This window comes from Capnocytophaga sp. ARDL2, from assembly GCF_041530365.1.
Taxonomy (GTDB): Bacteria; Bacteroidota; Bacteroidia; order Flavobacteriales; family Flavobacteriaceae; genus Flavobacterium.
The window spans coordinates 1,389,639-1,414,154 of the sequence record NZ_CP168034.1 but is presented as its reverse complement, the minus strand read 5'-3'; the positions used below and the strand labels follow the sequence as shown (position 1 = coordinate 1,414,154).

The window sequence follows — 24,516 nt, the reverse complement described above, 5'->3', positions numbered from 1 at the left end:
TAAAACCCAAGCCACTCATTGAGTGGCTTTGTTGTTTTTGTTTCTTGACTTAAATAATTTTCGGACTATAAAAAACAATGAAAGTAAAAGCTCCGACTATAAATATAAATTTCATAATTCTTACAGTATTTGCTTTTTCCTCGTCAATTTCAACCCATTGGTAACTATCATCTTTGATTTGGCTGTACTCGCTGTTATCTATGTCCTTAAATGATATGGCTGGGTTTCCTTTTTCACTTTTATAGCCTGTTTCATACGATACCAAATACTTTATGTTATTCAAGCTGTCCGTACATTTCAGCAATACAGATGTATCATTGTAGCCATAACCCAAAAAATTCTTTATCTTAAAACTACTTTGCCTGTGCCTAAAACCACTTCCTGTTAATTCAAAGCCGTCTTCATCAAGTAAAACAAAATTCTGTGGATAATCAGAATTGATTTTTGGTGTTAATCCATACGGCATATTTTTATTACAAAAACTACACTCTAACCCATAGCGATACCCTGTGTTATTGTATCTAAAATACAGTAGAACAAATACAAAAAACAATACTCCAAACACTATAAATCCTATTACGTTTTTCATAATCTATCAAATTATTTATTGTCTTCAACAGGCTTGAAAAAGTACGTTCTTTCTCTTGTTTTATAGTGGTATGGTGTACCTCCAAATCTTTCTAAATTTGGACCGGTTCGTCAGGCTTCGTATTTGTCCAATCTCTAATAATTGGAATTTTACCCAATGTATTTTCGTCAATAAAATCAGGGTCCCAAAAACCATCCCGCGAAAATAATGTATAGGTTACAGAACTTGACTTGCCATTACCGCTTACACTATAATCTACATTTGTTCTTCCTATATGGAAAGTTGATTTTGTTAAATCAACTGAAAAATAACCCTCTGGGTCAACAACTTCACTTGTTATTTTAGTGTGTTTTTCTTGGAACTTGCTTGACGATAATAGTTCTCTTGTAGATTGGTCGCCTACGTCTGCGGATGCTCCTTTTCCGTTAAAATAATGTGATACGGCTTCTTTACTATTATTCACAACAGCTCCGCTTCCTGATTTAAAACCTACCCACAAATCATTTTTAGAAAATACCTGTCCTTCTTTAAGATTTAAAATACCTTTATCATTTGCAGTAACTCCACCTCTGTTAAGTACAGTCATTGCATTCTTTTGGTTTGTTCCTAAAAACTTTGCTAATGTGTATGAATTGTCACCTTTCTGTGCTTTGAGATTTCCTACTGCGTCCCACTCCCAACGTCCGTCTAGGTCGGTGTATCGGATTGGATTATTAAAGCCAAATCTGTATGGTGTCCAATCAGGAGCTTGTTCAGCTAACGGATCTACACTTATAAACACACTCAACCTCGGGTCGTAGTATCTTGCTCCGTAGTAGTACATGCCGGTGGCTTGGTCTAGCTCTTTGCCGTTGAATTTATACCCATTGTTGAAATTCGTTGTTTGGTTATGCTCCACAGCTACCTCTCCAAACGGTAAGTAGTCATAATATGCTACTGGTCGTCCGTTGTCGTCGGTTACATAAGTACTTGATTTTAAATGGTCGCCGTTGTAGTAATACACTCTATCGAGCGAGGGCTGTACGGATTCGAGACTTATAAACTTATCTTTCACAAACTTTTTATTTTATCTAAACAACGAGGTAAATGTAATGATTTTTAGCAAAATAAAAAATGTTTTTTTTAATGAAAGGTAAACGTCTAACATCCTACCGATATTCAAGGAAATTCACTCCGCCAAGCTTACAGCTTGGCGGATTTTGAAAATCTTTTTAATCTGAATGAATAAAAGAATTGTATTCTTTAGGTATTTGATCTCCAATACTTTTAATTAACTTCCAAAAAAAAGAATCAAATCTATACGAATCAAAAACTTTTATATCTTCGCAATATATTTTAACATTAAATTCATTGTTCAATTGCTCACTATAATAAGGTTTTTTTTCATATTCTTTCAATAACTTAAAATACTTAGAAGTTTTTATTATATTAAAATTTATACTATCTCTTACTTCTTTATGAAAACTAAGGTCGTTAAAAAAATAAATTTCTCCCTTTATAGCAACCGCTTTTCCTAAATTGTTAAATTTTATTTCATAAAATTCTGAACCAATAATAGTAACTATTTTTGTTGTTTTAGTTTCTTGAATAGAGGATTTACAAGATATGAATACATTAAAAATCAAAAATAAAATTATTTTTTTCATCTTTTTATCTGCTTAGTTTTTAAATAATTAATCCTTTTATTTTTCTTCTGTTCCCTTCTTAGTCTATTTTCTGTAGGATATTGATAACCTTTGTCTTTTTTTGAAATTCTTTCTCCAAATATTGTTAAATATTCTTCTTTAGGAATCATTTCTATTTGTGCATTTCCATTTACATCTGTATAATAAACAGGAGTATTATTATTAAAACCTGGTGATGTTTCTCCATTAACTTGAGCTATAGTATGTACTAATTCATGAGTCAACATATCTGTCGTAGATAATTTTTCAACAGAAACCTTACCTTTGGAATCCATTGTATAAATTTCATGACCAAATCCTAAAGAAATAGATATATCCGTTCCTCTACCGTTGGTTGTATTTTCTACATCTCCATTTGTTGCTCCACTAGTTGCTCCAACCATTCCATACTTACCATCAATATTAATATTTATTGTTACAGTATTTTGATTATTAATTAATTTTCTTATTAATTCAGTTCCTTCTTTTTTATCTCCTTTTCCAAATTCTTTAATTTCTATTCGATTATTTTTTTTATTAAAAGTTAATTTATCATCTGTAATATTTTGAAGTGCAGACAAAACAGTTTTAATTTCATTTGAATTTAATTTCCTATTTGCAACTTCATTTCTTCCTATTTCGATATCCTCCTTACTCATCCCCGTAGGATCAATAAACATATAGGGTTATTCCCAACATACGAATACGGCTCAAATGTCTGCTCCGCCAATGGGTCTACAGATATAGAAATACTCAATCTTTTTCCAAATATAGCTTTTTTTAATACAAATTATAGCCTAATACCCAGCTCTTATGTTAGGGTTTGTTGGTCTTATAAATCTGTGAAAGGTAGTAGTAATCAGTGGTTGTAGTGATAACAGTAATTTTGATGCATTATCTGATGATGTTTATTTTTAAAATATCAAATATTTTTAAAGCATTAATGTCTAATTTATTTATTCTAAAATACCAATTACCATCATTGCATTCTATAACAAAACTCTTTAAGTCAGTTGCCTTAAAAAATATCACGTTAATATTTTCTTCATCAAATAAAATAGAATCTTCTATATTTAGTAAAACTTTTTTGTCTCTCAATAAATGATATTTTAAATACCAATATTCACTACTAAAATCTACTGAAAATGTATCGAATGGCTCTATATCTAACTCTTCAATTAAATATAAATCACAACTAAAATTAATCTCTTTTATAAAATGTAAGTTTTCATTTTTATTATTTAATACGTATAATTTACCTACCTGTACTTCTTCTTCCATTTCTATAATATGTGTGTTTATGTGGATTTGACTTATTAGCCTCTCCATGAGTTGTAAAATGTGTATCTAATCTTCTTCTACCTCTCGCATCAAAAGTGTTTCTCTGTGGATAATTTCCTGTTGCATCCATTCTTAACTGAGTATGAACGTACCCTCTTGCTTCTCTATCTATTTTTATATTTCCAGCTTTAGTTTTAGTAACTTTTAAACTTTGTCCTGCTTCATCAACTGGTACAAAAACACTTTTCGAAGTATTTACCTCTGCTTTAATATTACTTCGAGTAAAACTCTTTCCTCCTACAAATATACTTGCACCCGTTACAAGTTTTTCAAGATCTGTTCATTGGCTGGCAGATTCACTAAATGCCATTGCTGCAAAATTTGATAAAGTAGGATTTTGTCTATAATTTATTGCTTTTTGGCGTGACCACTGCGTTGTATAACCTCTTAAATAACTATCCATCTCCCCAAGAGTTTCAAATCCTAAGATATCAGCTTTCATATTATCATTCCAGCTTTGACTATCGTACAATCTCTTATTACCATTTTGGTATGAAGTATTAAACTCTCTAAAATCGGACTTCATGCTATTAGGAACAACAATAACATCATCACTACCATCTTTGGTGTTTAATAAAGTCTTCCCATCTTCTCCTACATAACGTGTTTCAACTCCCTCCTTACTCATCCCCGTAAGATCAATAAACATTATAGGATTGTTGCCAACATACGCATACGGCTCAAAGGTCTGCTCCGCCAGTGGGTCAATACTGATAAAAATGCTTAATCTTTTTCCAAATATAGCTATTTTTTTAAATACAAAGATAAAGCCTAATGAACAGTTTTATTGTTATGGGTTGTTGGTTTTATAAACCTTACGAAAGGTAGTAATAATCAGTGGTTGTAGTGATAACACCACTTTTGATGCATTACCCCCCGCAATTTGCAGGGCTTTTTTAGGGCATCACTAACTTTGAAACATTATCTAATATCCATTAGATATCGATGAGTAGCATAAGTGAATTGTTGAAAATAATCTTTATCATTTATTTTACATGAGTATCCATAATTATAATCAACGGCTATTTTAAATTTTATTATATCTTCTTCCATAAATAATATATAACCATTTATTTTAAAATTTCCAACTTCTTTAGCTGGATTAGATTGCGAAGGTTTAAAAGTAGATAAAAAATATTTTATATCTTTTTTATCATCAATCTCAAGTAAATTTTCTCCCTTCACAGAAGTTATCTTTACTTTAGTAATATTATCTAATTTACTAATAAATAGTCCCGTATTTTTTTTGTTAAAAACTATATAACCTATGGTTAACACTAAAAACACAAAAATTACAATATAAAAATTTTTATTCATAATAAATTAATTACCTACCTATATATCTACGGTAAATTATTTGATTACCATTACTCCTTTGTGGATTAAAACCAAAATCAGTTTTTGATATTCTATTGTATGTTCCAGATGTACCTACAGTAAAACCTCTTGAACTTGTAACAATTGCAACATGTCCAGATGCATCGCTGTAGTTGAATGAATACGATGCAATATCTCCCCTCATTGGTTTTTCATTTGCTCCTAAAATTCGCCAATTATTAATTGAGTAATCAGAATTAGCCCACTGTCCTGCCAAAGGAAATCCATACTTCTTATCTACAAATGGTAGTTTTGACATTCCTGGATTAATAACATTTGGTTTACCAGGACCTGCTCCTGCTGATGTTGTTACTTCACCTACAAATACATTACATTTGTTGGAATTTTCTGGATAGTTACCTCTTGACACATCAAAATTCCAGCTTTCTGAGCCTATATTATATTCAGCTATATTAGCTATTCTCTGTCTAGTGTCATTAATTTTAAGGTTTTGTCCTTCTTTAACATTAGCATCAGTTTGTACATAATTTTCTCTTTTAAGTCCCTGACTGTTTATCATTTTAGAAGCTTCAGTTTCAGAAATTTCTAACTTATCAGCTAAAGTTTTTGAATTATCACCCTTTTCAGAAATCAAATTTCCATTTTTATCAGGTTCCCAATCTTCTCTACTCATCCCAGTAGGATCAATAAACATAATAGGGTTATTCCCAACATACGAATACGGCTCAAAGGTCTGCTCCGCCAGCGGATCTACACTGATAAAAATACTCAATCTCGGGTCGTAGTAGCGTGCGCCGTAGTAATACATACCTGTGGCTTGGTCTAGCTCTTTGCCGTTGAATTTGTATTGATTACCGTAATACTGACTTTGGTTATGCTCTACCATGCTCTCTCCAAATGGCAATTGGTCGTAGTAATGGGTAGGGCGTCCGAAATTGTCTGTAAGATACGAAGAACTTCCTAAATGGTCGCTATGATACCACCATATTGGTTTGCGCTTGCTCTCATCAAATTCTTCTTCTTCTTGCATACCACTCGCAGGGGTTGGGTGCATATACCCATCATCTACCACTTCTATGGGTGATGGCTGGTCTAAATGTCCGTTATGCTCTTTTTCTATACAATCAAAATGGGTGCTAATATATGCAAATATTTCACATGCGTTGGATAGAGGTGCTAATACCAAATGTGTTTGTACATATTGTTCCACTTGGGTATAACAATTGTCTTTTCTATGTCCTGTATCTGCACTCAACTCGTTTAATAGTATGTTTAACTCCACCAAACAATCAAACTCCGATATCTGCCCTGGTGTATATTCTGGGGCTGGTGGGTCTGCTACAGGGGCTGGTGGGTTTTCTTCACAGGTGTATTGATTCAAAATCTCCACTGCCTCACAAGGGTCGTTGGGGTAGGCTGCTATGATGCTATTTATAAAAGCTCTACATTCAGACCATTGCGGCCCTGTATAATAGTTTAGTGCAGTGGTTAATTGCTGTGAACAATTAGCCTGATTGTTTCCTGCACTAAATACTGTGTAACTATTCGTTTGCGGCGTAATCGACTCTCCACTTGCCAAGTTAGACATTGTAGTGGTAAATTCAAAATTATTGTCTAACTTTTCTATTCGACTGGTTATTTTTTTTCCATTAGAATAATAGTGTTTGGTGTATTCATCTTTATTAGGTGAAACAACCATATTTCCTGATGGGTAAATGGTATAATTATAAATATCTTCTACTTCATATATCTGTTGTCCGCCTATATTAGCTTGAGATATTCCTCCTTCTGATTTGAATGTTCTCTCGCCTGTATGATCGTATACATAATGGCTAATAGATGCTCCATGATTATCTTTTACAGCCAACAATCGATTTTGTTCGTCCCAAGTAAACGCTCTTTCTCCAACGCCAATTAGCTCACTGGTAGATTTAATCTGTTTTATGTTTCCATTGGCGTCGTTATTTTTGGTTTTTATAGACTTAGTGATTTTTCCTAAACACCAACATAAGCGTAAATATACAGATTTTAGAGAAACGACCATAATATAATGATGCTTTTTATACGATTTTGGAGATAGTTCCCTTTTCTAGTTCTGCGGAGCAGAACAGGACAGAAATAAAGCCCTGCAATTTTGCAGAGCTTTGATATTACCTTTTTCTAATTCTTATCATTTGTCCGTTGGAAGTTTCTAAATCAAAAGTGTAATTTTTGTCTTTTGATAAAGGGTCTAATTTTTTCCTATATTTCCTTTTGTCCAAATTGTAAATTTTAAGAATAACAAACGTCATTTCAAACCAATTCTTTCCTGCTTCAATTTCGTATGTGTAATAGTAAGATTTATCATTAATATAAGTTTGGTAATTAAACTTTAATATAACACTTTGGGTTTCATCAGAAATCAAATCATCATAGTCCGATTTTTTCAGAGATATGTTGCCTGGATAATATCCTGTAATGGTTTCTATTTCTCTACTATTCCCGTCTTTAGATGTAACTAATAATTTTATACCTAAAGAATTAGTTACTATTTCCTCATCAATTACAATAATAAAATTACTGTTCTTAACTTCTTGGGAATAAATATTTGTTGTTATAAAAAGCATTAAAATTGTGATATATTTCATAACCCTTAATTTTTGAGAACTATATAAAAACCCCGAAATTGCAGGGCTTTACTTTTATTTTTTGCGCAAAGTGGGAGACTTTGCGCAGCTGGGGGTAATTTTAGTTAAGTAATATACTTCGTTATTCTTTAATATTTTAAACTTACAATTTTCTTTATCATATTTAAAAAAATTCGTTTCCGGAACAAATATTATTCCTTTTAAATTGTTCTCATTGTTAAAAGACCACTCTTTTTGATATATAATTTTGTTTCCCTTTAAAAATAAAATTCTATCTCCAATATCAGTAAAATCTTTTAACTCAAAACCTAAAACCATATTGATGTCTTCTAATGAATTTGCTCCTGAAAAAAAATACATTGTATCCCAATCTCCATCAATCTCTTTAGAGAAATCGACAATACAATCCTCATTTTTAACACAATTTGCTTCCACATCCATTACTAATTTATCAATATTTTTATTATGGGAACAACTAATCATTATAAATAATGTCAAAAAAAGTATAATTTTAATTTTACAACTTTGTTCGAGTATCAAAGCTTTGAATATAGTCTCTCGCTTTTTGCTCACTTGATTTTTGTTCTGCTTTAGTTTTACCATTATGATTTAAACCTTTAAATATATTTTTTAATTCATCATATTTTTCATCAGATAATTTTGTTTTTGAAATAGTAAAATTACCATCATCTCCTTTTGTTGCAGTATATAGTCCATTATTTTTAAATTCATCAAGTACAATATTAGCTAAATCATTCATGCTTTTTCCTTTGTTTTTCTCTCCTATATCACGTCCAATAATGTTATTTAATAAATCTAACCTGTTGTGCATTATGAAATAAAATAAAAAAAGTTGTTCATTTAACTGAAATTCAGTATATTTAGTTCGCTAAAACAAATAAAAAATGAACAACTTAGAGCAAATATACGAAAGAATTTTAGAAGTTTTAGAAGATTTTTTTCCTCATCAACTTTTACCTTATCAAAGGAGAAAGCCAAAAATGAGTGATTTAGAATTGGTGAGTTTAAATTTAACAGCAGAATATTTAAGTATTGATAGTGAATTACAACTCTTTAGAAAAATACCTAATTCTTTGAAAAACAAAATAGAAAGAAGTGTTTATAACAAAAGAAAACGAAATCTTTTTTATTATATAAATCAGATTAGGGAAAAACTTGCAATGTGTTTTAATAGAGAGGAGAGTTATTTTGTAATTGATAGTATGCCTTTGAAAATATGTGAAAATGCTAGAGCAATGAGAAGTAAAATTTGTAGAGACGAAAGTTTTTCATATCCTGATTATGGTTTTTGTGCTAGTCAGAAGTTACATTATTTTGGATATAAATTACACATAATCTGTTCAATAGAAGGTATTGTACAAAGTTTAGATATGACTCCAGCATCTGTTCACGATGTTCATTATTTAAAAGATGTTAGTTCTCAAATTCAAAATTGCGTTTTGATTGGTGATAGAGGTTATATATCGTCACAATATCAATTAGATTTGTTTAACACTGCTACTATTCAGTTAGATACACCTAAAAGAATAAATCAAAAAGATTACAAACCTCAATTTTATTTATTCAAAAAGAAGAGAAAAAGAATCGAAACTCTATTTTCTCAACTTTGTGATCAATTTATGATTAAAAGGAATTATGCTAAATCATTCAACGGTTTTAAAACACGAATTATCAGTAAAATAACTGCTTTAACCTTAATTCAATACATTAACAAATTTGTATTAAAAAAGGAAATAAATAAAATTAAAGCAAGTATAATTTAAAATGCACAACGGGTAAATCTACTGTTTGATCAGCATCATCAATGTTATCAAACACCCTAATTGACAAGTTAACAAAAGGATTTTTTTCATGTACATTACCTGCTTCTTTAGCTATTTTACTCCCGAATTCAGAGGTAATAGTAGCTTGCCACAAACCATGTCTAAGAGCTCCATTTTCACTTCCTCTATCTTCCTGACCTTTACGAGAACCATAAAGAACGTTTCCTCTTGTAGCGAATCTAGTTGCATTAGTTGATATGTCTGTATTCCCTTTAGTAACTCCAAAACCAATTCTTACAGCCGCTTTAGGGTGTCTCAATCCAAAACCAACATATCTTGAATTAACACTCGCAGAATAATTACCAGGACCACCTTCTCCATTTTCCTTACTCATCCCCGTAGGGTCAATAAACATTATAGGGTTATTCCCTACATAGCTGTATGGTTCAAAGGTCTCCTCCGTCAGCGGATCTACACTCACAAACAGGCTTATTCTTGGGTCGTAATACCTCGCATGGTAATAACTCATACCCGTAGCATCGTCGAGTTCTTTGCCGTTGAATTTATATCCGTTGTTGAAATTGGTAGTTTGGTTGTGCTCCACAGCTACCTCTCCAAACGGTAAGTAGTCATAATATGTTACTGGTCGTCCGTTGTCGTCGGTTACATAAGTGCTACTTCCTAAGTGATCGCTGTGGTAGTAAACACAACATCTACTCGTTCGGATATTGGCTCATAAGTTGCCTTTTCCTTTCTTCTTATCTAAAAATTTTAGATATTAGCATTTTACTTTACATAAATTTCTTTCTCAATCAAATAACTTATCATTTTAGAGTTTGAATTTTTGATTTCTTCATCAAAATAAATATGTAGTAATCCTCTAATATAATTTTTCCCTTTTTTATTAAACTCAACATTAATTTTAAAATCATTTGTTTCAGAATAAAATGAATCTAACTTAACATCTAATATATTAGAAAAGTCTTCTTGAACATTTTTACCTATACAAAAGTACCCCCCTTTTTTTCTTTTATCACTACATCGTACAAAAACATCAATAAAATTTTCACCAATTCTCAATGTATCATTTGTTTTCCATTCATAGAAATCACTTTCATTGTAATCTACAATTCCAAATCGATCATATTTAATAGTCTCTACAACAACATTTGTGTCTTTTAACACTAAAAAATGTTTCTTTTCTATTATTTTTCCTTCTTGGTATTCATTCCACCAATGTACAAAATCATTATTTTTCAAGTATCCAGATTCTGCTTTTTTACCATTAATCGTATATTTTTCAAAATAAAAATAGTTGGTATCATAAAAATAAAATTTACACGCAATTAAATTCTTATTGTTTCTTTCATAAATAGTATCCCCAATTATTACATCATCATTATGAAAACCAATCTTCAAATAATTTTCATCAAAAATTATTTCTTTGGAAATTTTATTATCTTGTAATTCTACTATTTTCAGCAAAACTCCATCTTGATTGTAAGTAACTTCTCTTTGTATTTTATTACAACCAAATTGAACAAATATGATTGTAAAAATTAATAAATTAAAAATATTTTTCATACATGTATCATTTTATTGTTTAACATTTGAATTATTAGGTTTATTATCTTGCTTTTTTTCTACTTCGAAGACTTTGAATTCAAATATTGTTTGATTAGTTTTTAAATCGTATTTTTTTTCAGAAACAACCTTAAATTCCTTAATAGTTTCCTGAGTTTTTTCGGCAGCTTCTTGTCCAATATTTAAACCATTTACAACATCCTTTACAACTTCAACTTTTTCCTTAGGATTATTATATTTTTTACCTTTATAAATATTCCCATATGTGTTTACTATATCTAAAAAATAATCAACATTGTAAACTCCACCGTGTTTACCTTTTTTATAATTTCCTGTGGTTGTTGGTTGTTCTCCTCCACCGTATTTTGACTTTACGGAAGAACCTATATCTTTATTTGAACGAATCTTTTTTCGCTTAGGAGTTTCTTTTAATTTTAAATTTTCTTTAAACCAATTGACAAAATGGTTATAACCAGACAATTCTTTATTACGTTCAATATCTGCTTTAATCTTTGCTTTAGTCATTTTTTTCTTGAAGTTTTCCCACCATTTATTACCTACTTTATTCATCCCCGTCGGGTCAGTAAACATAATAGGGTTATTCCCTACATAGCTGTATGGTTCAAAGGTTTCCTCCGCCAACGGATCTACACTCACAAACACGCTTATTCTTGGGTCGTAGTACCTCGCTCCATAGTAACTCATACCCGTAGCTTCGTCTAATTCCTTAGCGTTGAATTTATAGCCGTTGTTGAAATTGGTAGTTTGGTTGTGCTCCACAGCTACCTCCCCAAACGGTAAGTAGTCATAATATGCTACTGGTCGTCCGTTGTCGTCTGTAACATAAGTACTTGAATTTAAGTGGTCGCCGTGGTAGTAATAAACTCTATCAACCGACGGTTGTACTGGTTCAAAACCGTGTACAGGCGTAGGTTGTGTCATTACAGGTGGTTCATACGTGATTGGGTCAGTTGGTGTAGGAACTGGCTCTTGGATTGTTGGCGTAGGTTCACACGGTAAAAATTGTTGTAAATACTCCCAAAACTCACAAGGATCCATTCGTTGTGGTTCTGGTGTTATAAAATATTTCATGATTATACCTTTTATTTGGCTATAACAGCGTTTTACATCTGCATTCAACCAATAGGTACTATTGCTTTTATATACAGACAAATAAAACAATTGATATATCGCATTAATACAATCCAACTCACTGATTTCCTCTGGGGTGTACACAGGGTCTGTAATCACCACATCAATCACATCTGCTGGTGAGCAGTTTAATGAATTTACCTCATACAACTTTGCACAAGCATCGGGATACGATGTGTCTGCATTGATGTTTTGTACCGCTGTCAAACAATCTGCCATCGCAGGGTCGTTGGCAAGGTATTGCATAATCGCATCCAACTGTTGCTGACAGTTTTGTGGGCTTTGAGTAGCCGACATCGCCTGCATACTCACCGCCTGTGGTTGCAACTGATTTTGAGAGACAAATTGTCCTTGTAGAGTCATCAAGCGACTTGCCAATCGCTTGCCGTTGTTGTAATAATGCTTGGTATATTCATTTCGCTCCGGATTTACCGTGACAAAGCCTGATGGATACATATTTAATAGAAAATTATTTTGAATGTGAAACTTTAAGAATTTTACAGTCAGATTTTTGTATTTCTATAATAGGATAACCACCTAATACATCTTCTGATATACTTCCTTTAACAATCCAAACTTTTCCATCTTGATTTAATGTAGCAATAAAAGGTTTTTTATTTAAAACTTTATCTCCATAAATAGGAAGCCATATTGCTTCTGCTATTTTAATTGCTGTTTCAGCATTTGGTACATAATCTAAATTATTTTTTTGATTTGGTTGAATTATAATTAGTAAAAGTAATAATAATGTTTTTAAAAGAATTTTCATAACATATATTAATTTATTCTTAATACTTCTCCTGCTTCATTTATCTTTTTAATAGAATCTTTAATCATTGGGTCACTAGTTGGATGAATATTATTTTTCCTATCGGGATCATTTGGATCGCTTGGAACACTATCTATATTTACAATTGTCTCTATATTATTTTTATAATCGTATTCTTTAACTGAGCCATTAGGTGTCGTTACAAATCCGTTAATTTTATATTTAATTGCGTATCCTTTATCACCTCTACCTTCAATAGTACCATCCCCTGAAAAATTATTATTATTGTAATTTTTTTCATAACCACCGTGAGAATGAACATAAGCCACTGCTATTGTACCAGTCGGGTTTTTACTAGGGGAAACTCCATCGTTAGTTCCTTTATTTGCTATTGTGTAGGTATAATATGTTTTTCCATTTTTTATAACTTTATAAATTGTTGAACCATATTCTCTATATTGAATTATAGACCGTCCATTATAGGTTATTCCAAAATCAATTGCAGCTTCTTGAGGTGTATTAAATAAATCACCAGGTCCCTCTCTATACATCCCAGTAGGGTCGGTAAACATCACAGGATTATTCCCTACATAGCTGTAAGGTTCAAAGGTTTGTTCTACAAGTGGGTCTAAGTTTAACCACAACTGCACAACTTTTGCCTCGTGCGACTGCACGGGTTTGCGTGTGCGAAGCACTTGCAAAATCGGTTGATATGTGATTTTAAGACAGCCCATTATCAACGTCAAAGATAATTTTTTCTTTTCAATTGAGTTACAGATGAAAGAAAAAATATCGGCTCGATTTTTTTCGTTGGCTTCGTAGCGTAGCGGACAAGGCAATGGAAAAAATGAGCAAACAACCGAAGGGCGTTAGTTTTTAATCAATAATCTGCGAAGCTCCATACTGCCGGTAGGCTCTGCCATTGTCTGACCGAAGGAAGTGGCACTATAAACCAAAAAAATAAATGCTTCCTTTTTAAGTGGGATACCGCTTTTCGGGTGGGAAGCGTTGGCAAGGGGAAAGAGTTGTGCAGGCGGTTTTTGCAGTGGCTATTTGCGAAGCGAAAACATAAAATGAATTATGGTTTCAAAAAACACCTTTAAAAAACAAATTAAAAACTTCGTTTTTTGAACCATAATGGAAGCGATTTTATGTTAAATAGCTTACCCCGTTTTTTTGCTGGCATAAGTGAGCGGGGAGTACGGAGCGAACGGCTTTTTGCTTTGTTTTTTCAGCATTGGGACAGCTCTTTTATTTTTTCAGTTGTCCGCTTAAAATTCAATATTATTTTCAACTGAAAAATAAATGTGCTGTGGAGCGTTGGCAAAAAACAACGCAAAAAGTATGACAGAAAAAAACGGGGGCACTGCAAAACCTGTCTGCAACAGCCTTTCCCCTGTGCGTTGGCGGGCGGGTTATTAAATTCCCCCACAAAAAGGAAGCATTTATTTTTTTACCGCTTTTTTTCTATTGTTTTTTATCGGATTGGGTGGTAATTATTGACTGCATTTTGTAATTGTTCCAATTCCGATTGCTTGTATTGGACTGTCGTACTGGCTCTTTTATGTCCGCTAAAAACCTGTACTATTCTTGTATCATTTTCTTTCTTTAAAAGGTTCGCAATAACACTTTGCCTTATCTTCATCGGTTGGATTTGTTCGTTTTCTGTGCGGTTCTCGTTGATTATCCTGCTTATTCCGTGCGGTTTTATCTTCTCTCCGTACTGCCCTAAAATAAACGCTGTTTCATCAGGATTTTTAAGATTGTATTTCAGTAAATTATTTCGGTCCTTTTCCAGATATTTATAAAACAAAAGGATCTGTTTGGCTTGTAACGGTAAGGTTCTGCTTTTCGGGCTTTTAGATGTGGCTTCTTTACTTCCTTTGATAAATATTTCTGCCTTGTCCAGATTGATATGATGCACTTCTAATTCTGCAATTTCATTAACTGTTAAGGCTTGGTAAATCAATAAACTGATAATGATTTTATTCCTTGTTTCAAGTTGCTTTTTTCGTTTGATTTGGTAGCTTTCAAAGAAGTTTTCTAATGTTTCCGGACTGTACAGATTATCAACCGGGATTTGTCTGTTTATCTTGTCTTTTAGGTACAGTTCACTGCAAGGATGGTCTTTCCGTTTTCCGATTTCTAATAAATAATTGAAGTAGATTTTTACTGCATATAAACAATGTCGTAATGTTTTGCGGTGTAAATCGTAGTTTTTGCGTAGGTATTCGATGTAATGTAAAACGTCTTTGTAGGTGGCTTTTTCGGCTCTTTTATCGTAGTAATCCGTAAATCTTTTAATGTTGTACAGATTGCTGTTTAAAGTGCTTTTGCTGTACTTTTTCTGTAAATACTCTCTGATTGTCATTGCATAAGTTCATTGATTTACTCGTTCGTTTTTATTTGTTTTTTGGTACTCGTGATTTCACTCGCTTAAAAGCTCGTTTAGTTGGTTTTGATTGATATGCGTATAAATTTCGGTGCTTTCTATATGGCTGTGTCCTAAAAATAATTGTACTTGTTCCAATGCCATTCCGTTCTCTAAAAGATGTGTCGCTATGCTGTGCCGTAATGTGTGCATTCCGATTTTGGTTAATTCTGCCTGTGTAAATGCTTTCCCGAAGTCTGTACGTTTGATGATTTTTTTCAGTTGCTTGTTTAGTGTGCCTGTCTGCATTCTCGTTCCTTTGCTGTTCAGGAACACGGCTTTTTGTTTTGTTTCTTCAGATGAAAGAAAAATTTGTAGTTCGTTGCTGATTGTATCGTTTATCGGGACTAATCTTCTTTTGCTGTTCTTGCCTTTCTGAACGATAACAAGGTTTTCCGTTAATCGTAAATCTTCTTTGTTCAGCTAACTGACTTCGTTTGCTCTCAACCCACAACCATACGCAATATGTAATATGGCTTTTTCCTGGTTGTTTTCTGTTACTTCATAAAGCTCTCTTATTTCCTGCTGTGTAAAAATGATACGGTTTACTTCTTCATCAGGATAATTAAATTTCAGGTGTGATGCAGGATTGATTTTGATTTTTCCTAAATGCAACGCATAACCTAAATACTGCTGTACGCAACGCATTATGTCGTAAACGGTTTTCAGCTTCAACGTTTCTTTGGTTCTGGTGCTTTTCCTGTTCTGTATGTATTCGTAAAAATTCCCGATTTCTACGGCTGTAATGTGATGTAGCTGATAAATCCCGATTTCTTCCAACCAATTAAAAAACTCTTTCAGGTATAAATATTTCGATTGGCAAGTGTCGTCCGCATAACCCAATAACATAAGGTATTCCTTGTATTCTTTGCTTTCTTTCTGATACAGTTCATTGTAAATAATATGTCTGCTCGGTAATGCCATACTATGACGTTTTGTATTGCTATGATGTTTTTGCTTTTGTATTCTCGTGGAATTAGGAACGCTAAATAAGCATTGAGTAGTTAGATATTAGTATTGAGATAGTTACGACTTATTCTTGTGTTCCTTTTGTGTTCCGTAGCGTTTCAAACACTTTCATTCACTATCATACTTAATGTTTTGTTCTTTGGCTTTGAGGGTGCAATATTATTTTCTGTTTTCAGCTTTTGTATTTGGTTCATCAGGAAGTCCTTTATTTCGGCTCTCAACTTCTGGTAATTGTCCCAATAGCTGATTTTGTATTTTATTCCTTTGTTGGCATAGCCTCCGTTTTGTTTGATGTATTCGAGTTCCGTAAGCGTTTGTACGTACCTAAAGACCTGTGTTTTGCTTACGTTCAGATGTTGCCTTACATCCCTTAAAACAAAGTCTTGGTTTTCGTTTTTTACATACTTCTTTAATCGTTCAAAGAACTGCCTTAAACTTCCGTCCAGTTCGTCCACCTTTAAGACAATGCTTTCAAAAAGGATTTCCGTAGCCTGTTCTATATCTTCAATCTCGGTTACTAATTGATTATCTTTTGTGAGCTTTCTTTGGTACTGATTTAAAAACGTTACCTGTTTAATAACCGCTTGGTACATTTCGTTTAACCGTCTTATTTTATGCACCTTTTCGGGAAGATTCAATTTTGTCGCATAAGGGTTGATTACTTCGTAATGCTTTAAGTTCCTTACCAACTGTTGTATAAAATGGATTGTTCTCTGGCTTTCGTTCGGGTCGATTTCCCCTGCATTCCTGCAGTTCTGATACTCTATAATTCTTTGTGTCTGCTCCTTGCTTTCATCAACTGCAATCAAAAAACTACGGGACATATTATCCTCGTACGTTTCGCCTTTTGTTGTGGCTGATAAACTACTGAACTGACCTTTTACGATTTTATGACTGCTTTTATTATTCCCTTTTTTATCCTTTATCGTTACCGAACTTCTTAAAACTTGGTTAGATATAAACTCCCGAAGTGCATACAAAGCGTCTTCTTTTAAGCCGTCTAAATCTTCAATGATGACAACCTTTTGGAACAGGTCGAACTCGCCCCAATTATATAAACTGCTTTCCGTTATTCTTGTAAAACGCAATACGTCTTCCTGTGGCATTAAATCGGCTATCCTGCTGATGATATGTGTTTTTCCGCTTCCCGAACTTCCTTGTACTAAAGCGTGTAAGGGATTTTTATTTAAATAGCTGATGATGATTAAAAACAATAACATACGGCTGTTTTCTTCGCCTACTATTCCCGCTTTTCCGATTTCTGTATTCAGGTTCTTCAGTAAATGTTTTCGCTTTAAAAAATCTATGCTGTTGCCTGTTCCTGTGCTTGGTTCTTTGAGTTGCTTGGTTGTTTTATCTTCAATTGAAAAAGAAAAATTTAACTCCGTTCTGTTGTTCAGCAATTCAATAAATATGCTTTCTTCGTGTCCCTGTAAAGTTTCGTTGATGTCTTTGTTTATCGGCTCTGCTGTGGTTAATTTTAATTTCGGGTATTCAGCTTTGAGCATTGCCCCGTATTTCTTAACCGCTTCTTTTCCTGCTGTATCGTTGTCAAAAAAGAAAATGATTTCTTCCAACTGCGGAAGTTCCTTTATTGCCTGCTGGTGTTCTTCGGTTAGTCCGTTTGTTCCGTAACACGCTAAAACTGCATATTCCTTTGTTATGGTTTCTATCTGTAATAAACTTGCTCCGTCAATAATGCTTTCCGTTAAGATTAGTTTTTTGGTGTTCGGTTCAGGATAATTCGGGTAAAGTCCTTTTCTGTTCTTTAAGTAAAAATGTCTGCTGTCCTTATCATTTAACGTACTTCTAAAATACAATCCTGTTACTTCGCTATTCCTGTTCTTCAATGCAAAACAGATACACCATTTCCCAAAAACTCCGTATGCTTTTTCCCCTGTACGTCCTGTAATGTTCTTGTCAATCAGTAATCCGTATTCTAAACATTGAGCAATTACATTCTCGTCTTTCCTTGCTCCGTGATGGAACTGCCCCGCATTGTAACCGATTTCGGTTTTCTTAAAATCTAAATTCCGTTGCTGTAAATAATCCTTTGCAGGTTTTGAGTTGCTGACCGCATTTTTAAAGTATTGGTACATATTCCCTAAAAACTGTTCCCTGCTTAATTCGGGTTGGTAGCGTTCTTTGCTGTCGGGTTTCTGATAACCTAATATTTCCTTGCATTTGTTTATGGCTTCGGCTTTGGTGCTGTTCTCTTTGTGCATTACAAAATCTATCACGTCCATACTCTTGCCATGTGTCTTGCAGTTGGAACTAAAACAATATGCCGTTTGCGTTTTGTAATACACCTGCATACTCGGGATTTTGTCCTCGTGGAACGGACAGCTTATTCTGCTCTGCTTGTCCGTCTTTAAGCCGTAATAGTGCAATACGTTCGACATTGTGAGCTTTTGTTTGATTTCTGATATTTCCATTGAAAAAAAATTTTAATCCTACATATCTGTCGCAAATCTACAAACTTTGTATTAAACAACCAAACATTACTGATTTTTATCCTACATTTTTTGTTTGTACATTTGCCTTATTATTTAACTTAGTGTAGTTTTCAATACATTTATGAAGTCAATAAGCTTTGGTAAAAGGCTCACGGAAGTGAGAAAAGATAAAAAGATGTCGCAGGACGAAGTGGGTAAACTCGTTGGCGTTCACGGTGCTGTAATTGGTAGATATGAGCGTGATGAAGTAAAACCATCTATTGAGATGGCCACGCAGTTGGCCGAAGCTCTAGAAGTGTCTTTGGATTATTTGGTAGGCTCTACCGATGTGCTTCTTGAAAAGAGTATTGTAAATCGTGTTCTTGATATACAAAAACTAAAAGAGAGCGAAAAACAACACGTCTTCGCTCTCCTTGATGCTTTTATTAAGCAAACTAAGTTGCAAAGTATTATGTAAGATAAAATTTGGCGATTTTGGTTACAATTTAGACTTTTTAAAATAAAATACTTTCCGGTCTTTATCAATTATAATCTTTCCATTTGAAAAAGGAAGCAAACTCGGCATAAGTAATGTTTCTCCTATAATTCCATTTTCAGGCTTGGTATAATTACTTAAATCTAAGTCATAATTTAAATACAAATTCATAAAGTCAATTTTATCCCCATTTAATCTCCAGTTATTTTCATTTACACCAAATAATTCACCTGTTTTATAATAAATCACTTGTTTATATTTATGATTTTCATACAAAAACAAAGTGTCTATGGTGTTCTCACTAGGATTTTTAATATAAATTCCTATAAGATTACTTTCTGACGTTTTACAAGATATTGTTGTAAAAAAGATAGCTACTAAGAAACAAACATTTTCCTTTTTCATCACGGTTCAACATTATTATCAATCCAAATATATGTTTGATTTGTTGTACTTTGTTTTGGTTGTATACAAATACATCCATTATTTCTACTAATATTTTTAATCCACGGTAAATGATAATAAAAAGATTCTTTGGATTTTTGGTCTGTTATCATTACCAATCTTTGATGGTTCCCAATATCATAAAAACTCACACCTCCTGAACCCATCATTTGCATAGTCATATTAGTTCCTGAAAGCAACAATCCAGAAAGTCCAAAATCTATTGGAATGTATTTTTTTGAAATCTTATTATCAAAATCCCAAGCTTTTAGCTTTTAAATAATCATTTCTTGCTCCGTGATAAAGATTACTTTTTCTAATATCTTTAATCATATTATTATCTCTACCAAAAAACAAACTGTTTTCTGGTCCAGTACCTGACTGCCACTCGTCATAAACAGATTTCCAATTAATACTCTCGTCTCTTTGAGTATAACCTCTCATAAAACGTGAATCAGCAATCCAATTGGTAAACCCATTCTTTGTATTTACAATTTCGGTTTGACCTTTTCTATCCCCATCTAAATGATGATTAAAATCTATGCCAACATCATCTCCTAAATTTGAAACTTTTGTTCTGACTTCTTTACCATTTTTATCGTGAGTAATTTCATACTCACCATCTACCTCAAACATTCCCGTTGGGTCGGTATATCGGATTGGGTTATTAAACCCATAACGATACGGCGACCAGCTTGGCATTTTCTCCGCTAACGGGTCAACATTTAGCCACCTACCAATGGCTGGGTCGTAGTTTCGGGCGTGGAAATCGTAGAGGTTTAAATTTAACTTCAACATATTATAATCCAAAGGAGCTGTTATTTTTCTAATACTTCAATACAAATTGTACTTTTTTTATTGTAAATCTAAACTTTTTTATCCAAATCGCAATTTTCTTGTTTGTAAGAAAAAGCGAAATAGTAAGTTGAATGTAGCTTTTACTATTTTTCAAATTTTAAATTAATTCCTAACTTTTTTATTTTATTGGCAAATTCGATTTTATTCATTGGACCAAAAATAATGTCCTTTTTTTTAATAATAATCCAAAAATACAAAGATTCTTCACCATAGTGATACTCATACTCTTCTTTATACAAAGGGTCTTGTGGCAATTTTGGCTTCTGTTTAGCAATTATATATTCATCATTATAAACATAATCTAAAATTGTTGCAGGAATTTCTTTACCATTAGGTCTTTCGCAAAGAATATCCTTTATTTCACCACCTTCATCTCTATAAAAATACCCTTTTCCTAAATATTTATTATAATCTGAAGTGCAGCTTTGAATAATTAAAACAAGCCAATATAAAAATATTTTTTTGATCTTCATAGTTATCTAATCCAAGGTAAAATCGGTGTAAGATTTTTATTACCGTAAATATTTATTTCAAAAGATTTTCCTTCTCCTGCAACTTTTCTCCCTATAATTGTTTCTACATTTCTTGCCCAATTCAATGGATTTTTGGTATTATGCATTTCGAAATTGTATTCATCTGCATATGCTCTTACAGAATGATTAGGATATCTTTTTAATGTAATATTTCCATAAACTAGACCGTCATTTAAAGAGCTACTATTCAATAATAGATTAAAGGTTTTTACTTGTCCTACATATTTCTCTCCTAAAGATAAAATCCCTGACAAATCTATCTTTTCCAACGAGGTAAATAAAGGTTCCCCTTTTCCATTTCTGTACCAGTCATTAGCTTCATCTAAAGTTATTCCCCCATCATAATCTGGTCTGTCTTTTAGTCCATTGTAATGAGAAAGTAATTTATCAATTCCATCTTTATTTAATTCTTCAGCACCCAAATTATAACTTAGAGCTTCTTGATGAGACATACCTTGTGTGAAATTTTTTTTATTCATTACGATAGCTTTTCCTTGTAATCCTTTATCATCTGTCCCTAAAAAATTTCCGTCCGTATCATAAATAGGATTGTCTAACATACCTGTCGGATCAACTCTGTTTATCGGGTTGTTGCTTACAAAATGGTATGATGTCTTGTTTGGTTGAACTTCCACCAACGGATCCACATTTAACCACAACTGCACAACTTTTGCCTCGTGCGACTGCACGGGTTTGCGTGTGCGAAGCACTTGCAAAATCGGTTGATATGTGATTTTAAGACAGCCCATTATCAACGTCAAAGATAATTTTTTCTTTTCAATTGAGTTACAGATGAAAGAAAAAATATCGGCTCGATTTTTTTCGTTGGCTTCGTAGCGTAGCGGACAAGGCAATGGAAAAAATGAGCAAACAACCGAAGGGCGTTAGTTTTTAATCAATAATCTGCGAAGCTCCATACTGCCGGTAGGCTCTGCCATTGTCTGACCGAAGGAAGTGGCACTATAAACCAAAAAAATAAATGCTTCCTTTTTAAGTGGGATACCGCTTTTCGGGTGGGAAGCGTTGGCAAGGGGAAAGAGTTGTGCAGGCGGTTTTTGCAGTGGCTATTTGCGAAGCGAAAACATAAAATGAATTATGGTTTCAAAAAACACCTTTAAAAAACAAATTAAAAACTTCGTTTTTTGAACCATAATGGAAGCGATTTTATGTTAAATAGCTTACCCCGTTTTTTTGCTGGCATAAGTGAGCGGGGAGTACGGAGCGAACGGCTTTTTGCTTTGTTTTTTCAGCATTGGGACAGCTCTTTTATTTTTTCAGTTGTCCGCTTAAAATTCAATATTATTTTCAACTGAAAAATAAATGTGCTGTGGAGCGTTGGCAAAAAACAACGCAAAAAGTATGACAGAAAAAAACGGGGGCACTGCAAAACCTGTCTGCAACAGCCTTTCCCCTGTGCGTTGGCGGGCGGGTTATTAAATTCCCCCACAAAAAGGAAGCATTTATTTTTTTACCGCTTTTTTTCTATTGTTTTTTATCGGATTGGGTGGTAATTATTGACTGCATTTTGTAATTGTTCCAATTCCGATTGCTTGTATTGGACTGTCGTACTGGCTCTTTTATGTCCGCTAAAAACCTGTACTATTCTTGTATCATTTTCTTTCTTTAAAAGGTTCGCAATAACACTTTGCCTTATCTTCATCGGTTGGATTTGTTCGTTTTCTGTGCGGTTCTCGTTGATTATCCTGCTTATTCCGTGCGGTTTTATCTTCTCTCCGTACTGCCCTAAAATAAACGCTGTTTCATCAGGATTTTTAAGATTGTATTTCAGTAAATTATTTCGGTCCTTTTCCAGATATTTATAAAACAAAAGGATCTGTTTGGCTTGTAACGGTAAGGTTCTGCTTTTCGGGCTTTTAGATGTGGCTTCTTTACTTCCTTTGATAAATATTTCTGCCTTGTCCAGATTGATATGATGCACTTCTAATTCTGCAATTTCATTAACTGTTAAGGCTTGGTAAATCAATAAACTGATAATGATTTTATTCCTTGTTTCAAGTTGCTTTTTTCGTTTGATTTGGTAGCTTTCAAAGAAGTTTTCTAATGTTTCCGGACTGTACAGATTATCAACCGGGATTTGTCTGTTTATCTTGTCTTTTAGGTACAGTTCACTGCAAGGATGGTCTTTCCGTTTTCCGATTTCTAATAAATAATTGAAGTAGATTTTTACTGCATATAAACAATGTCGTAATGTTTTGCGGTGTAAATCGTAGTTTTTGCGTAGGTATTCGATGTAATGTAAAACGTCTTTGTAGGTGGCTTTTTCGGCTCTTTTATCGTAGTAATCCGTAAATCTTTTAATGTTGTACAGATTGCTGTTTAAAGTGCTTTTGCTGTACTTTTTCTGTAAATACTCTCTGATTGTCATTGCATAAGTTCATTGATTTACTCGTTCGTTTTTATTTGTTTTTTGGTACTCGTGATTTCACTCGCTTAAAAGCTCGTTTAGTTGGTTTTGATTGATATGCGTATAAATTTCGGTGCTTTCTATATGGCTGTGTCCTAAAAATAATTGTACTTGTTCCAATGCCATTCCGTTCTCTAAAAGATGTGTCGCTATGCTGTGCCGTAATGTGTGCATTCCGATTTTGGTTAATTCTGCCTGTGTAAATGCTTTCCCGAAGTCTGTACGTTTGATGATTTTTTTCAGTTGCTTGTTTAGTGTGCCTGTCTGCATTCTCGTTCCTTTGCTGTTCAGGAACACGGCTTTTTGTTTTGTTTCTTCAGATGAAAGAAAAATTTGTAGTTCGTTGCTGATTGTATCGTTTATCGGGACTAATCTTCTTTTGCTGTTCTTGCCTTTCTGAACGATAACAAGGTTTTCCGTTAATCGTAAATCTTCTTTGTTCAGCTAACTGACTTCGTTTGCTCTCAACCCACAACCATACGCAATATGTAATATGGCTTTTTCCTGGTTGTTTTCTGTTACTTCATAAAGCTCTCTTATTTCCTGCTGTGTAAAAATGATACGGTTTACTTCTTCATCAGGATAATTAAATTTCAGGTGTGATGCAGGATTGATTTTGATTTTTCCTAAATGCAACGCATAACCTAAATACTGCTGTACGCAACGCATTATGTCGTAAACGGTTTTCAGCTTCAACGTTTCTTTGGTTCTGGTGCTTTTCCTGTTCTGTATGTATTCGTAAAAATTCCCGATTTCTACGGCTGTAATGTGATGTAGCTGATAAATCCCGATTTCTTCCAACCAATTAAAAAACTCTTTCAGGTATAAATATTTCGATTGGCAAGTGTCGTCCGCATAACCCAATAACATAAGGTATTCCTTGTATTCTTTGCTTTCTTTCTGATACAGTTCATTGTAAATAATATGTCTGCTCGGTAATGCCATACTATGACGTTTTGTATTGCTATGATGTTTTTGCTTTTGTATTCTCGTGGAATTAGGAACGCTAAATAAGCATTGAGTAGTTAGATATTAGTATTGAGATAGTTACGACTTATTCTTGTGTTCCTTTTGTGT

General features: G+C 33.2%; 30 protein-coding genes. 2 read left to right on the top strand and 28 right to left on the bottom strand.

Annotated features, from left to right (window positions below):
• Positions 1-49 precede the first annotated feature (49 nt).
• The 12 genes from AB4865_RS06990 to AB4865_RS06935 all read right to left on the bottom strand — a co-directional run bounded on the left by AB4865_RS06990 (position 50) and on the right by AB4865_RS06935 (position 8,391).
• Entirely contained in the window at positions 50-589 is a 540-nt protein-coding gene (locus tag AB4865_RS06990; protein ID WP_372472557.1) for a hypothetical protein, read from the bottom strand.
• Positions 590-680: 91 nt separating this feature from the next.
• Positions 681-1,643, bottom strand: a complete 963-nt coding sequence (locus tag AB4865_RS06985) for an RHS repeat domain-containing protein (RefSeq protein ID WP_372472556.1) — start codon at positions 1,641-1,643, stop codon at positions 681-683.
• Between the two features lie 157 nt (positions 1,644-1,800).
• The gene (locus tag AB4865_RS06980; RefSeq protein WP_372472554.1) at positions 1,801-2,235 is read right to left on the bottom strand and encodes a hypothetical protein; all 435 of its coding nucleotides are present in this window, start codon (positions 2,233-2,235) and stop codon (positions 1,801-1,803) included.
• Positions 2,232-2,933: a M91 family zinc metallopeptidase gene (locus AB4865_RS06975; protein ID WP_372472553.1), complete on the bottom strand. Its 702-nt coding sequence runs from the start codon at positions 2,931-2,933 to the stop codon at positions 2,232-2,234. Before AB4865_RS06975 ends, AB4865_RS06980 begins: the two co-directional genes overlap by 4 nt.
• A 214-nt stretch (positions 2,934-3,147) precedes the next feature.
• Positions 3,148-3,534: a hypothetical protein gene (locus AB4865_RS06970; protein ID WP_372472552.1), complete on the bottom strand. Its 387-nt coding sequence runs from the start codon at positions 3,532-3,534 to the stop codon at positions 3,148-3,150.
• Positions 3,509-3,664: a hypothetical protein gene (locus AB4865_RS06965; protein ID WP_372472551.1), complete on the bottom strand. Its 156-nt coding sequence runs from the start codon at positions 3,662-3,664 to the stop codon at positions 3,509-3,511. Before AB4865_RS06965 ends, AB4865_RS06970 begins: the two co-directional genes overlap by 26 nt.
• Before the next feature lie 210 nt (positions 3,665-3,874).
• Positions 3,875-4,243, bottom strand: coding sequence for a hypothetical protein (locus AB4865_RS06960; protein ID WP_372472550.1), 369 nt, complete (start codon positions 4,241-4,243; stop codon positions 3,875-3,877).
• Positions 4,244-4,515: 272 nt separating this feature from the next.
• Complete coding sequence (locus AB4865_RS06955) at positions 4,516-4,911, bottom strand: hypothetical protein (RefSeq protein ID WP_372472549.1); 396 nt, start codon at positions 4,909-4,911, stop codon at positions 4,516-4,518.
• A 10-nt stretch (positions 4,912-4,921) separates the two neighbouring features.
• Complete coding sequence (locus AB4865_RS06950; protein WP_372472548.1) at positions 4,922-6,976, bottom strand: RHS repeat-associated core domain-containing protein; 2,055 nt, start codon at positions 6,974-6,976, stop codon at positions 4,922-4,924.
• A 106-nt stretch (positions 6,977-7,082) separates the two neighbouring features.
• Positions 7,083-7,559 carry a hypothetical protein gene (locus AB4865_RS06945; protein ID WP_372472547.1) on the bottom strand — a complete coding sequence of 159 codons (477 nt, stop codon included), beginning with the start codon at positions 7,557-7,559 and terminating at the stop codon, positions 7,083-7,085.
• 54 nt (positions 7,560-7,613) lie between these two features.
• On the bottom strand, positions 7,614-8,057 hold the full coding sequence (locus AB4865_RS06940) for a hypothetical protein (protein WP_372472546.1): 444 nt from the start codon (positions 8,055-8,057) through the stop codon (positions 7,614-7,616).
• A gap of 19 nt (positions 8,058-8,076) precedes the next feature.
• Positions 8,077-8,391, bottom strand: a complete 315-nt coding sequence (locus AB4865_RS06935; RefSeq protein WP_372472545.1) for a hypothetical protein — start codon at positions 8,389-8,391, stop codon at positions 8,077-8,079.
• A 73-nt stretch (positions 8,392-8,464) separates the two neighbouring features.
• On the opposite strand from AB4865_RS06935, the gene AB4865_RS06930 reads away from it, so the two are divergent.
• Entirely contained in the window at positions 8,465-9,343 is an 879-nt protein-coding gene (locus AB4865_RS06930; protein ID WP_372472445.1) for an IS982 family transposase, read from the top strand.
• Here AB4865_RS06930 and AB4865_RS06925 read toward each other — a convergent pair.
• The 9 genes from AB4865_RS06925 to AB4865_RS06885 all read right to left on the bottom strand — a co-directional run bounded on the left by AB4865_RS06925 (position 9,324) and on the right by AB4865_RS06885 (position 18,683).
• Positions 9,324-9,947: an RHS repeat-associated core domain-containing protein gene (locus tag AB4865_RS06925; RefSeq protein ID WP_372472544.1), complete on the bottom strand. Its 624-nt coding sequence runs from the start codon at positions 9,945-9,947 to the stop codon at positions 9,324-9,326. The genes AB4865_RS06930 and AB4865_RS06925 overlap by 20 nt on opposite strands.
• 182 nt (positions 9,948-10,129) lie before the next feature.
• Positions 10,130-10,927, bottom strand: a complete 798-nt coding sequence (locus tag AB4865_RS06920) for a hypothetical protein (RefSeq protein ID WP_372472543.1) — start codon at positions 10,925-10,927, stop codon at positions 10,130-10,132.
• 12 nt (positions 10,928-10,939) lie between these two features.
• Positions 10,940-12,535 carry an RHS repeat domain-containing protein gene (locus tag AB4865_RS06915; protein ID WP_372472542.1) on the bottom strand — a complete coding sequence of 532 codons (1,596 nt, stop codon included), beginning with the start codon at positions 12,533-12,535 and terminating at the stop codon, positions 10,940-10,942.
• 13 nt (positions 12,536-12,548) lie between these two features.
• Complete coding sequence (locus AB4865_RS06910) at positions 12,549-12,848, bottom strand: YbbC/YhhH family protein (RefSeq protein WP_372472541.1); 300 nt, start codon at positions 12,846-12,848, stop codon at positions 12,549-12,551.
• An 8-nt stretch (positions 12,849-12,856) separates the two neighbouring features.
• Entirely contained in the window at positions 12,857-13,687 is an 831-nt protein-coding gene (locus AB4865_RS06905) for a DUF4329 domain-containing protein (protein WP_372472540.1), read from the bottom strand.
• 638 nt (positions 13,688-14,325) lie between these two features.
• The gene (locus tag AB4865_RS06900; protein WP_372472534.1) at positions 14,326-15,219 is read right to left on the bottom strand and encodes a tyrosine-type recombinase/integrase; all 894 of its coding nucleotides are present in this window, start codon (positions 15,217-15,219) and stop codon (positions 14,326-14,328) included.
• A 57-nt stretch (positions 15,220-15,276) separates the two neighbouring features.
• Positions 15,277-15,702, bottom strand: coding sequence for a tyrosine-type recombinase/integrase (locus AB4865_RS06895; RefSeq protein ID WP_372474892.1), 426 nt, complete (start codon positions 15,700-15,702; stop codon positions 15,277-15,279).
• A complete protein-coding gene (locus AB4865_RS06890) occupies positions 15,703-16,203 on the bottom strand; it encodes a hypothetical protein (protein WP_372472533.1) in 501 nt (166 codons plus the stop codon). It lies immediately after the preceding gene.
• Positions 16,204-16,346: 143 nt separating this feature from the next.
• Complete coding sequence (locus AB4865_RS06885) at positions 16,347-18,683, bottom strand: CHC2 zinc finger domain-containing protein (protein ID WP_372472532.1); 2,337 nt, start codon at positions 18,681-18,683, stop codon at positions 16,347-16,349.
• A 142-nt stretch (positions 18,684-18,825) separates the two neighbouring features.
• On the opposite strand from AB4865_RS06885, the gene AB4865_RS06880 reads away from it, so the two are divergent.
• Positions 18,826-19,161, top strand: a complete 336-nt coding sequence (locus AB4865_RS06880; RefSeq protein ID WP_372472539.1) for a helix-turn-helix domain-containing protein — start codon at positions 18,826-18,828, stop codon at positions 19,159-19,161.
• A 21-nt stretch (positions 19,162-19,182) separates the two neighbouring features.
• Here AB4865_RS06880 and AB4865_RS06875 read toward each other — a convergent pair whose 3' ends face one another.
• The 7 genes from AB4865_RS06875 to AB4865_RS06845 all read right to left on the bottom strand — a co-directional run bounded on the left by AB4865_RS06875 (position 19,183) and on the right by AB4865_RS06845 (position 24,384).
• A complete protein-coding gene (locus AB4865_RS06875; RefSeq protein ID WP_372472538.1) occupies positions 19,183-19,584 on the bottom strand; it encodes a hypothetical protein in 402 nt (133 codons plus the stop codon).
• Positions 19,585-19,875: 291 nt separating this feature from the next.
• Positions 19,876-20,421 carry an RHS repeat domain-containing protein gene (locus AB4865_RS06870; protein WP_372472537.1) on the bottom strand — a complete coding sequence of 182 codons (546 nt, stop codon included), beginning with the start codon at positions 20,419-20,421 and terminating at the stop codon, positions 19,876-19,878.
• Positions 20,422-20,564: 143 nt separating this feature from the next.
• On the bottom strand, positions 20,565-20,954 hold the full coding sequence (locus AB4865_RS06865; protein ID WP_372472536.1) for a DUF3997 domain-containing protein: 390 nt from the start codon (positions 20,952-20,954) through the stop codon (positions 20,565-20,567).
• A gap of 2 nt (positions 20,955-20,956) precedes the next feature.
• Positions 20,957-21,868 carry a hypothetical protein gene (locus AB4865_RS06860; protein ID WP_372472535.1) on the bottom strand — a complete coding sequence of 304 codons (912 nt, stop codon included), beginning with the start codon at positions 21,866-21,868 and terminating at the stop codon, positions 20,957-20,959.
• Between the two features lie 638 nt (positions 21,869-22,506).
• The gene (locus tag AB4865_RS06855) at positions 22,507-23,400 is read right to left on the bottom strand and encodes a tyrosine-type recombinase/integrase (protein ID WP_372472534.1); all 894 of its coding nucleotides are present in this window, start codon (positions 23,398-23,400) and stop codon (positions 22,507-22,509) included.
• 57 nt (positions 23,401-23,457) lie between these two features.
• Positions 23,458-23,883, bottom strand: a complete 426-nt coding sequence (locus AB4865_RS06850) for a tyrosine-type recombinase/integrase (RefSeq protein WP_372474892.1) — start codon at positions 23,881-23,883, stop codon at positions 23,458-23,460.
• The gene (locus tag AB4865_RS06845) at positions 23,884-24,384 is read right to left on the bottom strand and encodes a hypothetical protein (RefSeq protein ID WP_372472533.1); all 501 of its coding nucleotides are present in this window, start codon (positions 24,382-24,384) and stop codon (positions 23,884-23,886) included.
• Positions 24,385-24,516: the final 132 nt, after the last annotated feature.